This is a genomic window from Paenibacillus sp. FSL H8-0104, from assembly GCF_038050215.1.
GTDB classification, from domain to species: domain Bacteria; phylum Bacillota; class Bacilli; order Paenibacillales; family Paenibacillaceae; genus Paenibacillus; species Paenibacillus amylolyticus.
The window spans coordinates 5,208,799-5,225,543 of sequence record NZ_JBBOTC010000001.1; the positions used below are offsets into that span (position 1 = coordinate 5,208,799).

General features: G+C 46.8%; 2 protein-coding genes. Both read right to left on the reverse strand.

Annotation, left to right across the window (positions count from 1 at the left end; all coding sequences use genetic code 11):
• Nucleotides 1-23 precede the first annotated feature (23 nt).
• Complete coding sequence (locus NST38_RS23040; protein WP_083684702.1) at nt 24-9,017, reverse strand: SDR family NAD(P)-dependent oxidoreductase; 8,994 nt, start codon at nt 9,015-9,017, stop codon at nt 24-26.
• The gene (locus NST38_RS23045; RefSeq protein WP_076252862.1) at nt 8,995-16,740 is read right to left on the reverse strand and encodes an SDR family NAD(P)-dependent oxidoreductase; all 7,746 of its coding nucleotides are present in this window, start codon (nt 16,738-16,740) and stop codon (nt 8,995-8,997) included. Before NST38_RS23045 ends, NST38_RS23040 begins: the two co-directional genes overlap by 23 nt.
• Between the last annotated feature and the right edge of the window lie 5 nt (nt 16,741-16,745).

Below are 16,745 nucleotides of genomic sequence, written 5' to 3' on the forward strand. Positions count from 1 at the left end.
ATCAACGCCCCTCTGTGATCTGGCTAGAAATTGAAATTCACTTCTTCATCTACAGCTTCATCCGTGATATCCGTGACACGATCAACTTCAATATCATAGATCAAAGTATCCGGCTGCTCTGAAATTATCTCAAGAATTTTCACAAAATCTTTGGCGATATATTCAGCTGTGCCAGGCAAGAACAAGCTTGTATTATATTCCAGAATAAACTCGATCGTACCGTCCCGCTCAATCGCATCCAGTGCCAGATCAAACCTTGAAACTCCACTGTCATAATCGATTAATGTGCCTTTGAAAGCCTCAATCTCTCCGGTGTACATCCCAACATTTTGCAGTGCAAAATACACATCAAACAGCGGATTTCTGCTCGGATCACGTGTACTATTCACAAGCTGTACAATTCGGTCGAATTGACAGTCCTGATGTGCAAAAGCCGATAACGTACGCTGCTTCACGTCCAGAAGTAACTCCCTGAATGAGTCATTGGGCACAGGTTCGTTTCTCAGGACAATTGTATTCACAAACATGCCAATCGTGGCATCAAAGTTACCCTGTTGGCGACCCGTAACAGGCGAACCGATGAGTATATCACTCTGGTTCGTGTATTTATGCAATAGGACATTTAAGGCGGATAAGAGTAACATGTATAGCGTGGTTCCTGTACGTGCTCCGAGCTTGCCTATACGTGCAGTGAGTGCTTCGTCAGCATAAAAAGTCATTTTGGCTCCATCATAGGTTTTTCGATCAGGTCGTGAAAAGTCTGTTGGAAGTTGCAGTGTCGGCAATGGTCCTTTCAGCGTTTCCAGCCAGAAGGCTTCCTGTGATTTAATCGAATCCGATTGCTGATAATGGTTGCTCCACTCCGAGTAATCCCTATACTGATAAGGAATATCCGGTAAAAGTGAACCACTGTACATTGACGTGATTTCGTGCATCATATTGTCCATCGACATACCATCTGTAACCAAGTGATGCACATCGAACATCAACAGATGACGACCGTCATCCAACGAACCGACAATCATGCGAATCAACGGTGCCGCTTCCAGATCAAACGGTCGGACAAACTGCTTCACTACATCTTCTACTGCTTCCGTTCCACAAATGACATCTGGCAACGTTTCGATCGAAAAATCCACGTTCTCGTGAATTCTCTGAATCGGCTCTCCTTGTTCCCAGTGAAATGATGTACGGAACGATTCATGGCGCTGAATCAGAGTGTTCATATAACCGTTCAACGTGATTGGGTCAAAATTCCCCTCCATAATCAACGCTTTGTTCAGGTTATAACTGATGTTGTCCGGGTCCTGAGTGCAAAGGTAGAATATCCTTTTTTGAGCTGATGAAAGTGGATATTTTTCTTTGGCTTCTGCATGAGGGATAGACTGTTGTCCAACTGTTGCATTCTCCACATCGACCAGAGATTGCAGGTGAACTCCCAGTCCCCAGATCGTTGGATATTGCAGCACATCCGAAGGATTAACCTGTATCCCCGTTTCCCTGTATATATCCGATGCCATCTTGAGCCCAATAATGGAATCTCCACCATATTCGTAAAAATCATCATACAGATCCATTTCTGTCAGTCCCAAATGAAGTGACCAAATCCGGGATAACATCTGTTCCATGGCTGTATATTGACCATCATTGCGGCCGTGTAATGAGACTTCTTTGTTCAGCGTTGCCTTTCTCATCTCCACTTCAGCAATCACGCTGGCACTTTGATCCTGAATCGTGTTGTATACTTCCTCCGACATCATCATTGGCATATCACCTACGTAGGCCATATATTCCGAGTCATAATTCAGTTCGCCGATGATAGATCGATGCACTTTACGCTGAAAAGCCTGGTCAAAGGCCTTTAATGCAGACTTTGTTAAAACAGACTTGAATACCATGTCATCATTTACGCCAAAATCTTTGGCCATCCCGGTCTCTTTCCAGGCCACCCAATTGATCGTTAACGTTCGTCCGCCCCTGCGATTTCGATACGCTGCATAAGCATCCAGATAACTATTCGCTGCTGAATAATCTCCTTGACCCGGAGAGCTGAATAATGTTGAAGTGGTTGAGAACAGAACAAGAAAATCAAGAGAGTCTTGGGCTGTTGCCTGATCAATATTCCAGGTTCCCTGGACTTTCGGAAGCAACACACGGTTAAAGGTCTCCGCATCCTTGGATGCAAGGAACCCCTCACCGGCTACCCCTGCACCATGAACAATGCCATCCACTTTGCCGTACTGCTCTCTGATGTTCTCCATGAGTCTGGATACTTGTTGAAGATCACCTGTATCCACGCTGTAGAGACCTACTGTGGAACCTCTGTTCTCAATCGAATGTATCCATTTAATTTTGTTGCATTGCTCCAGATCCTTGTTATCCTCCAAAATGGCTGGCCATGTTTCCCGATCAGGGAAATCCGATCTGCCTGCAAGAATCAAGGTAACGTTGTGTCTGTTAGCAAAATGTTCTGCGAATGCCCGGCCAATGCCGCCCATTCCACCAGTGATGAGATAGACCCCTTGCTCCTTAATGGTTACTTCAGAGAGCTCAGCTCCCAACAGATCTGTCTTCCTAAACTCTTCCACATATCGTTGACCCTTCCGATAAGCAGTGGAGTAGAAAACATCATCTGCATTCATTGCATTGAGCAAAATAGGAATAGCGGTGTCATCATCTATATCCATGACTTTGCATTCCAGCTGAGGATGCTCTTGTCCAATCGCTTTGCCCAGGCCAAACATCGTTGCATATTCAGGAGCAAGATGTGATTCGTGGCCGCTAACTTCGTGAACGTACTGGGATAACAGAACAATGCGCATTCGATTTCGCAATCCTGCACCTGCAATGGCTTTTGTAAGGTAAAACAAGCTATGCACACCTCGGCATAAGGCATCCTCCAGTTCCTTCGGACTCTCGGGTGCTGTATGACCATTTATGGTAAAGGTGTGAATAATCTGATCTATTCTGTGGTTCTTCGTAGCTTTCAATAATTGCAGATACTGATCCTCCGAACCATCGATCTGATAATGAACCGGAGAGATCTTCGCATAGGTTGCACCAAGCGTAACTTCAATTACATGTGCTCCACGTTCAGTAAGTTCCCGGGAGAGACTGTCACATAACGGAATTGTCCCCTTCAAAAGCAAGACGGTTTGCGGATTCGGAATGAGCCTCTCAGGATTAGTCGCTTCCACCCAGCCAATGGTGTAATGCATCGTTGGTTCTTCCTTCTGCACAACGGATGATTGAACCGCAACTCGTTCGGGAATATCAATCCAGCAACGATTGCGCTCATAAGGATACGTTGGAAGATGGAGCCGGAAGGTTTCCTCTTCTGCGTACAATCTGGACCAGTCAATATCGGCTCCCTGTGTATAAAGAATCGATATTTCCTCCAAGTGCTGATCTTCCCATCCATGCTCGTTAATGAGCTTCAGTACCCTGTCTGCTTGCTCGTTTAATTCACGAAGTTTTTGTTCCGTCAATTCGCCAACACCCGGCTCCTTCGTTTCGGGAACCATTCGATGTTCAGATGCATAAGCAACGGGCGGTTTAATCTCGCTAAACGGGCAGCCACGCAGCTTGTCTAATCGGGCTACCAGCTCTTCTTTGTCTTTAAAAGCAATGGCGATACGCAACTTGTAGTGTCCTCTTCCCTGAGCGGCTGTTCCACACAGGCTTAACAAATCCAGTTCATCGTAACTATCGAGATATTCATGATAAGCTACAATCAATCTGGATAGAGAGTCTTTACTTTTGGCGGAAAGAGGCAGAATATAAGGTCTGCGTTCCTCTGCCTGGACAAATGTCTGCACTGGGGCCTCTTCCAGGATAACGTGACAATTGGTTCCACTAATCCCAAACGCGCTGATCCCACAACGTCGCGGTCCTTCCTCTGAATGCCACGTACGAAGACGGGTATTCACAAAGACTGGTGAATTGGAAAATTCAATCATTCGATTAGGTCGATTAAAGTACAGTGTCGGAGGAAGCTTTTTCTCACGCAGCGCCATGACCGCCTTCACCAAACTAATCACTCCAGCAGCTTCCGAAGAATGCCCCAAGTTGGTCTTGATGGAACTCACCGCACAGAACTGCTTGCGATCTGTGTAGCTCGACAGTGCATCAGATATGCCCTTAATTTCAATCGGATCTCCCAATGTCGTGCCCGTGCCATGTGTTTCAATGTAGGTGATTGTCTCCGGTTCAACTCCTGCATCCTCCAAAGCAGATATAATTACCTCTGTTTGAGATGCCGGATTAGGTGCCGTGATGCCTATTGAACTGCCATCCTGATTCACAGCCCCGCCTTTAATTACAGCATGGATCGAATCATGGTCATCCAATGCCTGCTGAAGTGATTTCAGCAGTACCACTGCAACCCCTTCTCCAATACCTGCTCCATCTGCTTCATCATCAAAAGCTTTGGAGCGATGATCTGTAGACTCAATGCCAAGTTTCATATTTTCATCATCCACCGGACACAGATTAATCTTGATTCCGCCAGCCAGTGCATAATCACATTGTCCGCTACGAATAGCTTTGCAAGCCATGTCTACAGACACCAATGAAGATGAACAGGCCGTATCAATAACCATGCTTGGACCCTTTAGATCCAATAAATATGAGATCCGGGCAGACATCATTGCTGTCAGATTACCCACCATGGAGCTTGAACCGCTCCCAGGATCAACTTCATATAAGAGTCGTGCATACAGATCTCGCAAGGTTGCCGCATAGCCCAGATATACGCCCGTTTTACTACCGCTCAATCTGGTGCCGCCATACCCTGCATCCTCAATTGCAGTCCACGCAGCTTCAAGAAATAATCGCTGATTGGGATCCATTAGACTTGCTTCCTTGGGCGATAACCGAAAGAAACCTGCATCAAACTTGTCTATGTCTTCCAGATACGCGTTCTCGTTGTATTTCATCAGTGTCTGGTCATGACCTGTGAACGCAAAATGCTTGTCAATATCCACTTTTCTCGATTCCGGAAACGACCGAACCAGATCCGTGCCGTTGACGAGATGCGCCCACAGCTCCTCAGGTGTGGAAGCAAGCGGCACATTCACAGCCATGCCGATAATCGCAATATCTCCATCTCGTTCCGCCGCAGTACGCTTCTTGAGATGCATCGCTGGAGAAGAACGCTGTTCCTCCTTCTTGTTTTTTCCACCGATAAATTTTGCGAGATGATGTACATTCGAGTATTCGAACAGGTCCGTAACATTAATAGCTCCTGGAAAAATTCGCTCAATCTCACTCTGAATTTTCATTAGCAGAATAGAGTCCGCACCTAGCTCAAAGAAGTTGTCGTGAATATCAATTTGATCAAAACCTAATATTTTTCTGCAACATTCGGCCACACGTTTTTCCGTATCACTAAACTCTTCGTTGAGACTTCCTGTCAGACTTACTTCTCCTGCTGGATTTGTTGTTACACTCTTTGCTTTGTTCGCTTTTTCCTGCTTCTTTTTTTCCTTAAATAGTTCAATTTGCGCAGTCAGCACAGGAGAGAGCATCACCCCTGATTTTTCGAGCAGGAAGACTCCACCGTTCTCATAATTGAGATAACCTACAAGTGCTCTCGGTACATTATGGGATAACACCTGCTCAAACCCTTCAAGAGCCTTACCCGTTGGCAACGTCTTAAAAATGGTATCGATTGTGAAACCACCTTCAAGGGCCATACCGGTTTCTTTCCAGGTCGTCCAGTTCACCACATGTGTCCTTCTGCCGAGCTTGTTCCGATATTCCCCGTAGGCATCCAGATAAGCATTGGCTGCGGTATAATCTCCTTGAACGGCTCCGCTAAACATCGTTGCTACCGAAGAAAACAGAATAAAGAAGTCCAGATCATCCGAATGGGTAACTTCATCCAAAATACGTGTACCCATCACCTTCGGATTGAAAATGCTTTTAAACTGGTCATCCGTACGATTCATCAACAGGTCGGATCTTCCGATTCCCGCGCCATGGATAACCCCCCGGATCTTCCCATGACGTTGACGCAGCTCTTCTACAATTGGAACTACCTCTTCTTTTTTGGAAATGTCAGCGCTGTATATTTCAACGGTAGCTCCCATATTTTCAATATCAAGAACTCCCTGAATCTTTCGGCATAACGACTGATCCTGCTTTGCTTCCAAAATTGCTTCCCATGTTCTCCGGGGTGGAAAGGCAGTACGATTAATCCAGGCCAGATGTACCTTGTCCCTGCCAGCCAAATATTTGGATACTTCAATCCCGATACCTCCGGCTCCACCAGAGACAAGATATATCCCTTCTGAATGAAGAGCCGGAAATTGTCCATTGTTACTGTCCGACTCTGCAACAGGCTGGAGTGTACCGAATGACTGAATATACCGTTTTCCGTCTCGAATGGCGGTAAGGAATTGATCTGTTTTTCTGAAAACAGACTCTGCACTCCCCTTGCTCCATAGCGTATCTTCCAGATCGATAACTCGACATTGGATGTTCAGATGCTCCTTACGTATGACCTTGGCAAGACCTTCTAGCGGTGCGAGTTCGGGTCTAAGAATCTGTTCTTTGCCTGTGACATGATGGACGCATTGGGTCAAAATCACCATATCCATATCATAATCAATACCATGTCTGGTCAATGAACGAAGCAGATACAGCAGGCTGTAAACGCCGCGTTCCTGTGATTCATTCAACTCCACCAGATTCTGAACAGAAGTGTCCGAAGCAAAGGTAGGTGCGTAGATGACCTGTGACCATGATTTTGAATCCAAAGCATTGACTAAAGAATCAAAATCGACCTCTTTGGAACCAATTCGAAAATCAGTATCGTTCCTCTGTTCATAGTAATCTCCCGGGCAAACCTTAATGACGTCCTTACCCGATTGTTGCAAAAGCAATGCAAGGTCAGCCCCACCTTTGTCATCAGCCGTAAAGAGTACAACTCTCTCGCTTGAATGAACTTCGTTATCCTCGTAATCTCCCTCAAGCTCATGCCACGTGAGAGAAAACAATCCGTTGTCATGGTGGACACTCTCTTCTGCTGGTCTGCTTCCCATGTCAATCCAGCATTTCTGCGAATCAAAAGGATAACCCGCCAGAGGTACGGTCTTCGTAGACTTGCCCTCATACAGACGCCACCAGTCCACGGATGCCCCTTGCACGTAAAGAGTACACAGGCGCCCCCAGTCAAATGTAGCCTCATTTATCTGGTTCAATTCTTGCCGGACCTCTTCGCTTAACGCACGAACGTTTTTCTGAGTAATATCATGTACCCCTGAAACTTCCCGATTGTCGCTGATCAGTCGGTGTTCCCCATAATGAAACCAAGGTGCTGTGAACGTATGAATGTCTCCAGATATAACCTGGGTCAGCTTAATGCGCAAATCCTCCAAATGTTCAGCCAAAATGATCACTCGGTGAGCATAATGTCCGCGACATGCATTGGCTGTTCGACACACATCCAGTAATGAATACCTGTCGGAGAAGGTAGATACTCCGTCCAGATACTGTTTCATCAGAACTTGAATTCCATGATCTGATCCCGCAGACAACGTGAATGGATGAACACCCGTATGCCCATCATGCGTAACGTTCAAAGTGGCCTGTACAGGAGCTTCTTCCAGCACTATATGACAATTCGTTCCGCTCAAACCAAATGTACTTATCCCGCATCTACGCGGATCAGCACCTCGCTCCCACTCTCTTAACCTTGTATTGACATAGACGGGTGAATTCCCGAAATCAATATTCAGGTTTGGATAATTAAAATGAAGGGAAGGCGGGAGTTTCCGATGATACAACGATAAAAGTCCTTTAATCAGACTGGCCATACCTGCTGTTTCATACAGATGACCAACATTGGTTTTGACCGAACCAATTGCACAAAATTGCTTTTTATTCGTATATTTTCGGAAAGCACGTTCCAGCCCCTGAATCTCGATAGGGTCACCCAGATTCGTTCCTGTTCCATGGGTTTCAATATAGGCCAAGGATTCCGGGTGGATGCCTGCTCGCTTCCACGCTTCCTCGATTACTTCGGATTGAGCAACCGGATTGGGGGCCGTGATGCCCATGGACGTTCCATCCTGATTCAAAGCGATGCCTTTGATTACACCATAGATGTGGTCTCCATCCTTCTGAGCCTGACGAAGCGGCTTCAAAATTACTGCAGCCACACCTTCACCCATACCGGACCCATCTGCTTCTTTATCAAAAGCTCTTGTCCGGTAGTCGGTGGATTCAATCCCAATCTTCAGAAAATCATTGTCCACTGGCAAAATATCCAGCTTAACGCCTCCGGCAATCGCCATGTTGCAATCCCCGTTCATCAGCGATTTACAAGCCAGATAAACGGATACCAACGAGGACGAACAAGCCGTATCCACTACCATAGTCGGTCCTTTTAGATTAAGCAGATACGAGATGCGGGTAGGAAGCATTGACGCGATATTTCCAGTCATCGCAATAGACAACTCTTCCGGATGGGTATCCTTGATCATTTCCTTATAGTTGTTGCTATTGGCAAATCCGGTAAAGACACCGGTATTGCTTCCTGCAAGCCTTTGCCCGCCGTAACCGGCATCTTCGATGGCATGCCATGCTGTTTGCAAAAATAAACGATGACAAGGGTCCATCAGACTAGCCTCTTTTGGCGAGAGACGGAAGAACTTATAATCGAATTGATCCACTTCATCCAGAAAAGCACCATCCAGATATTGAAGAAATTCGTCTGAATATCCGCTTAGTCTGAGGTACTCATCCGTTACAGATTTTCGATCAGATGGGTAATCGCCTATGCAATCAATCCCCTGCTCAACAATGTGCCAGTATTCCTCCGGACGATTTGCATGGGGAAATTTAAGGCTCATGCCTATGACTGCTATATCCTCTTGATGATTTGCTTCTTCCTGCTTCAGCAGATTGATGACCTGAATCCCCGTCACTTTGTCAATTTTGCCGGAGGCTATGTTTTCAACAACATGTTTGTAGACTTTCTCCACAAGCTCACTCCCCTGGCCGTATTTCATCCAAACGATGAAGAATGTCTTCGACAGATACTTCCCCGTCCTGCAACTTGTCCAGCATATGGCTTAATGAGTCATTCCAATCTCCGTCCTGCTCTTCTGATGCGGATGTTATCGGTGCAGCTTGCAGGATATGTTGCTCATTGCCTGCAATGTAATTGCTGAGTTTGTCTACGGTTGTATATTCGAACAGATCTACCAGTTTGATCTTATTGGGGAAATGCCGATCCAATAACTCATGCATCTGGCCCAACATGATCGAATCTCCCCCTAATTCGAAGAAACTGTCATAAATATTGATTTCACTGAACCCTAGTACCGAACCGAAGATTTTGGCAATCAGATCCTCAGCATCGCTATATGCTCCTTCTCCTGTCCTGCCATCCAGAGTAACTTCTGCATAACCGGTCTGGTTCTGAGTTTCAGGAAACACAGTTTTCTCATCAGTAGCCAGGGATCTCAGGTCATCAGATAGTCTCACAGCAACACTTGACATCATGCCAAGCAATTTGCTTTCACGATTGATCTCGCCGACGATTACCCGATTCAAGTTCATTCCCATCGCACGATCCAGCCATGCAATGCCCTGCTCCGTAGGTATGGCAGAGAATACGCCATCCACATTGATGCCGTAACGAACGCCCATCCCCGTATCTCGCCATGTGTTCCAATTCATAGTTAGGGTTCGTTTCCCGAGCTTGCTTCGATATGCAGCAAACGCATCCAGGTATGCATTGGCAGCAGCATAGTCCCCCTGGCCCGGAGCAGCAAACACCGAAGAGATCGTGGAGAAGAGCAGGAAGAAGTCAAGATTATCCTCAAGCGTGACCTGATCAAGCGCCCATGTTCCATGGACTTTGGGACCTATCACCGCTGAGAACTGTTCCTCCGTCTTGCGTATCAGCATGCCTTCACCAGGTACACCGGCACTGTGGACTACGCCACGAATGGGACCGCAGGTATGTCGAAGTTCATCAAATACCTCACGTAGCCTATCCAGATGCCCGATATCCACTTGATAAAATGAACATGACGTTCCCTTCTTCTCCAGATCCATCACCCGGTTTATCGTCTCGCACACTTCCCTGTCTCTGTTCTGATCAAGCCATTCAGTCCACTGGTCACGCGGCGGAAAAGGTGAACGGGCAAGCAAAGCAACATGTCCTGCTCCCTTGTCAGCCAAGTACTGGGCAACTTCCAGTCCAATGCCTTTCGTGCCGCCAGTAATCACGTATACACCGTCATTTTGAATTGCTGGCGCATGGCCGATCACCGTCGTATCGTCTAAAGTCTCGAACTGTTCCTCATAACGAGTACCTTCCCGGTAAGCAACAAGATACAAATCAGACTTTCGGCCGATCTCTTGTAACACATCTTCAGCAGAGACAACATCATCCACGTCCAGAAACTTGCAGGATATGCCCATCAATTCCTGACCTACAACTCGTCCCATTCCCATAAAAGGAGCTTGTTGTGGCTGAAGGACACGTTCATTGCCTGTCACTTCGTTCACATAATCAGATATCAGCGTAAGGCTCAGTCCGCGCTCATAACCCACATGTGCCAGTGCCTGTGTAAGATACATCAGGCTGCGAGCCCCACGTTGCTGGGTCACCTCTAATTGTTCGATACTCTCGGGAAATACTGCTTGCTCAGTCGTTGACATATGGATAATATGTGTGAATTGATACTCAGATTGAAGATCTGTTAACAAGTTCTCATACGCGTGTTTATTTGAATCAACGCCATACCATCCATCGCCTGGAGTAGAATCCTTTTGAAGTCCAATCTCTACTCTTACAACCTTCCGACCCGCAGCTAGTAATCTCTCATAGATCGATGCCGAAAGAGCGGTTTTTCCTGTGAACAATAACACATCTCCAGATTCGGAGGACATCCATGATGTCCCATCGTTGGATGGCGTGTTAACCCAACGAATAACATGAAATGGTTGTTCCATACGTTCCACTTTTACAGGGGCGACGTCGGGTATGTCCAGCCAGTGTGTCTTACGCTCGAAAGCATACACCGGGAGCCGCACTTTACGAGTTGCCTGTCCGTCATTCCATAATAATGGTGGCAAATCTGCGCCCGCCGAATACAACTCACTAATTTTGACCTGCATGGATTCGTCCCTGTACAAGCCGTCCCTCCACGCTAATGCCACTTCTTGAATTTCGGCGTTCAAACTTTCCTTCTGAACCAGAGTAAGATCATCTGGACGTCTAATCCCATCCGTACCTGATACCAATCGGTATTCTCCATAACGATAGAAAACCTTGCCGGTGTCACCCAGTTCAGGCTCCCAAAAGTAGAGCCGGTTCAATTCATTCAAACGGGAAACAAGCTCCATTGTCGTATTCACTGCAAAAATTAATCGATGCGGATAATGACTGCGCCCAGCCTGGACCGTGTAACAAATATCCTGCAAATCCATTTGTAATAATTGCGGGCCATATGCTACGTACCTCGTAACAAGTTGCTGCAAGCTCTCACGTGATTTGGCTGAAAGCATGAACAACTGTGGCCCAACGTGAGGAACATGGTCAGGGAGTTCTTTATGGGTATACTCCGCCGGTGGCTCTTCCAGCACAATATGGGCATTGGTTCCGCTCATGCCAAACGCACTGACGCCAGCTCGCCGCGGATGGCCTTCAACCTCCCACTTACGAGTAACGGTGTTGACGTATATGGCAGAATCGTAAAACGGGATATTTTCATTGGGTCGATTAAAGTGAATCGTTGCAGGCAATTCCTTGTTTTTAAGTGCCAACGCTACTTTGATCAACCCGACGATTCCCGCTGCCTCAAGCAGATGACCCATATTGGCTTTGACAGATCCAATCGCACAGAAATTTCGTTTGTCGGTGAACATACGAAATGCATTCGTCAAACTGTTTACTTCAATCGGATCCCCTAAAGGTGTACCCGTCCCGTGAGCTTCCACATAACCAATGGTCGCAGGATCAATGCCAGCATCATCCCATGCCTTGCGAATCACGTCTTCCTGAGCCGCCGGATTTGGTGCTGTCATCCCGGCAGAACTGCCATCCTGATTGGATGCTGATCCCTTAATGACCGCATAGATTTGGTCGCCATCCTGTTTAGCTTTTTCGAGTGGTTTGAGCATGATTACACCGATGCCTTCGCCAAATCCCGTTCCTTCGCATTCCTCATCAAATGCACGCGTGATTCCATCCATGGATTCCATGCCTATTCCCATGCGTGTATTCGTGTGATGAATTGGCATGGTATGGATTTTAATTCCACCCGCTATGGCCATTTCACATTTGCCGCTACGAATCGATTGACATGCAGCATCTACAGCAACGAGCGATGATGAACAGGCTGTATCTACGACCATCGATGGCCCCTTCAAGTCCAGCATATAAGATACTCTTCCAGAGGTAACTGCTGCTGTGTTGCCCACCATAGCGCTAGATAGCAGAGTCGGATTGGTTTCATAAATGAGTCGTGAATACATATCGCGAATATTCGGCGAGTATCCAACAAACACCCCGGTATAACTTCCACTAATGTTTTCTACACAACCGGCATCTTCAACTGCTTCCCAGCATGCCTGCAGGAAAAGACGCTGATGTGGGTCCATCAGGCTTGCTTCCTTGGGAGACAAACGGAAAAAGGTACTATCGAACTTATCAATCTCATCAATATAGGACCCTTCCACAAGAGCAACGCTGCCCTCAGGAAACTGTTTATATCGAATATAGCGATCAATGGCATCCTTTCGTTCTGCAGACAATGCGGTCCTGCAATCCAACCCGTTACGAATATTGTCCCAGAATTCATCAGTATTGTTGGCGTTAGGCAGTTTGACGGAAATACCAATAATGGCTATGTCCTGTTCCGTTCCTTTCATCGGTGTATGATGTGTCATGTTGTTGCTTCCCTGGCGTTTATCTACCAGAAAACGGGCCAGTTTATAAACTGTTGCGTGCTCAAACAAGTCCGTAATCATAAGTGAACCTGGATCAAGCAGTTCCAATCTGGCATGCATCGTTTTTAACAAGAGGGAATCGGCTCCCAGTTCAAAGAAATTTTCATGGATGTTAATTTCCTCGAAACCCAATACCTGTCTGCAAACATCAGCGACACGTCGTTCTGCTTCGGTGTAATCCTCTTTTTCTTTTCCCGTTAGGATCACCTGACCCGTGCCATGTTGTGAAAGTGATCGGGTAGAAGCCCTTTCTGCTATAGACCTGGTCGTAGACTTCATTCTCTTCAATCGTTCGAGCAAATGTGGAGCAACCCGAATCCCTGAACGTTCGAGTAAACGAATGCCCCCACCATCTATGTTTAATTCCCCGATAATAACGCGGTCTACTTTTTGAGTAACAACGTCTGCGAGAGTATGGATCGCCTGTTCAGGTAAAATGGCCTTAAATATAGTATCCGCCGTAAAACCCGAACGTGCTGCCATTCCCCGCTCCCTCCAGGTCACCCAGTTAATCGCGAGTGTGTGAAGTCCCTGCTTGGTTCGTTGTGCAGCGAACGTATCCAGGTAGGCATTAGCTGCAACATAATCTCCCATAGTCAACGTGCTGAATGTTGTAGCGATAGAAGAACATAACAGCATAAAATCAGGCTGATCTTGTCGGGTAAGTTGATCAAGCAGCCATGTCCCCCTGATCTTGGGAGCCAACGTGCGCTTGACGTCATCTTCACTCTTCTGATCGGTAGACAGATCACTGCCCGTTCCTGCACAATGCACAATTCCACGTATAGAACCAAACGTTTGTCTGATATCATCCAACGTATGGGTAAGACGCATTTCATCGGATACATCTACGCTAAAATAAGTTACCATTGCTCCAAGACTCTCCATGGCATCTATTTCACGAATAATCTGCTGAACAGCTGTCTGGTCTTTCCCATTCTTACGAAGCAGGGGCCATTGCTCTCTGTTGGGTAATTCAGTCCGTCCCAGTAGGACAATTCGTACCTTTGTCTGACCAGCCATCCATCTCCCAATCTCTGAACCTATCCCCCCTGCTCCACCCGTTATGATGTATACTCCATCTTCAACCAGTTGCCAGTCGCTATTTTCCTGAGTCTCTGTGTTCCATTCATCCAGCTGTTCAACATAACGAGTCCCATTCCGATAGGCAAAATTCTCGTTGGAGATGCCTATGCCACCAACCAACTCCGGAATAGATTCAAGTGAACTATGTTCATCTCTGTCAATGCACTGACAACGGATATGCGGATATTCCTTTCCTATAACCTTAGCCCAGCCGATCAAGGCAGCGTGCTCAGGATACAGTTCCACTTCGTCCCCCGTCACTTGATAAGCAGTTGTCGTAGCAATTGATATGTCTACAGGGCCAGACACCGCCCTCTGCACCAGAGATTTGACCAGTCTGAACAGACTCAGAGGACCCTCTATTTCCGCCTGAGAAAGATCCGCCAGATTATGCACCTGCATTCTGGACGTTGAACTCAGTAGATGAATAACACGGGTTATATCATTGAAAGGCAGTGCACCAAGCAGATGATCATAAACATCTTCTGAAGAAAGTTGAACTAGACCTGAGAGTCCTTCCATAACAGCAACATCTCCGTCAAATGTCACGGATACCAGCTTTCGTCCCAGATTACGCAAGGTGGTTTCAAGCCTTTCGCCTTCAAGGTCTTTATCTTTTCGCAATATCAAGGTTATCCCATCATCAATTGGCTGCTGCTCCTCATCGGGTATGGATGGTTCCAAAGAATCCGCGATCCAGCGCGTTCTATACATGCTCCGATACATGTCATCTGTCTGGCGTTGATCCATGTCCGATTTCCAGTCCAGCCAGCATATGTTCGGTTCAAACTGGTATGACGGAAGTGGAATCCTGCGCACAGACTTTTCTCTGTACAGATCTTCCCAACTCACATCGGCTCCCTGAACATACAAATCACAAATGGCCTCCAACAGCACTTCCCTCGGATGAAGATGCGCTTCTGAAATCCACCCCTGTGCCTTCTGGCCAAGTAACTTGACCTCCTGCTCCGTGATTTCCCCTGTACTTCGCGTGGACTCCCCTTCACCCGCTGTTATAATCCGATGTATGCCTGTGTGTACTCCATTTATCTCGAGATCAGGACCACCATTTGCGTCTGATACAAGCTTCAATTTTCTTTCCAAATCCTTGCGATCACTGTAAGTGATCGCAAGCCTTTGAGTGTAGTGCCCTCTTCCGGTATTAGCCGAGAATGATAGATCTGCCAGCGAAAGTTCAGGATTTGAAACGAGTAAGGCCTGATACGCTTGCACCAGCTTTGTTAAGCTGGCAGCACTTTTGGCAGAGATCGTTAAAATTTGCATATCCGGGGTCACTGCGGTATCTGCCCTGTGATAACGTGGCGGCTCTTCAACTACAATGTGACTATTGGTTCCACTTAGACCAAACGCGCTGACACCACATCTGCGTGGAGCTCCTTCGGCATGCCATATTCTAGGGCGAGTGTTGAGATAGACTGGAGAATCTTCAAAGTTGATTTTTGAGTTTTGACGCTGAAAATGAAGTGTGGGTGGCATCATGCCTTCACGCATTCCCATAATGACCTTGAAAAGCGAAGCCATGCCAGCTACACAATCCAAGTGGCCCACATTTGTCTTCACTGAACCAATAGCACAGAATTGTTTCTTGTTTGTAAACTTTTGGAACGCTCTGCGAATGGCCTCAAACTCAATGGGATCTCCCATATCTGTCCCAGTACCATGTGTTTCAATATAATTAAGCGTCTCCGGGTTAATCCCCGCATTTTTCCATGCTTTCACCAGCAAATCTGCCTGTGAAGCAGTATTCGGCGCTGTGATGCCTACGGAAGTTCCATCCTGATTCACAGCACTTCCTTTGATGACTGCGTAAATATGGTCTCGATCCCTGAGTGCTTTGTTCAATGGTTTGAGGATAATAGCGGCAGCACCTTCACCCCACACCGTCCCATCCGAATCTGCATCGAACGCCTTCACTTTGCCATCTGGCGCTTCCACACCAAGCTTGTTCCCTTCATCCAGGGGAAACAAACGTATCTTGACGCCACCAGCGACAGCCAGATCACAATCCCCGTTTCGAATGGCCTGGGACGCGAGATGGATGGCTACGAGAGAAGATGAACATGCTGTATCGAGACAAAGGCTCGGCCCCTTCAGATCCAGCAAGTAAGAAATCCGGCTAGCCAGAATGGAGGCCAGATTACCTGGAACTGCACTGGGATCTGCCTGAGGTTCCAAGTCAGTGATTAATCTTTTGTAGTCATATACTTCATCGTTTCGAAACCCAACGTACACACCTGTGTTGCTTCCTTTAAGTTTCCCGCCTCCATATCCCGAATTCTCAATGGCGTGCCAAGCCGTTTCAAGAAACAACCGCTGATTGGGGTCCATGAGAGAAGCTTCACGGGGAGACAGGTTGAAGAAACGATAATCGAATCGGTCAATATGATTCAAAAACCCTGCTTTGGTATACGCGACCGACTCTCCCCGTGTCTTCATATAATAATCTGTGAAAGATTGTCGTTCTGCGGGAAAATCGCTGATACTGTCCACACCGTTAACCAGATTGCTCCAATATGCCTCGAGTTCCTCTGCACCAGGGAATCTGCCGGACATTCCAATAATGGCAATGTCCTTAGTCGAAACACTTTCGATATCGACCGATTCTGCTCCGGATTCCAGGAGATCATCCAGTTTAATACTTCCCATTAATCCTTTTCTCATTTTGC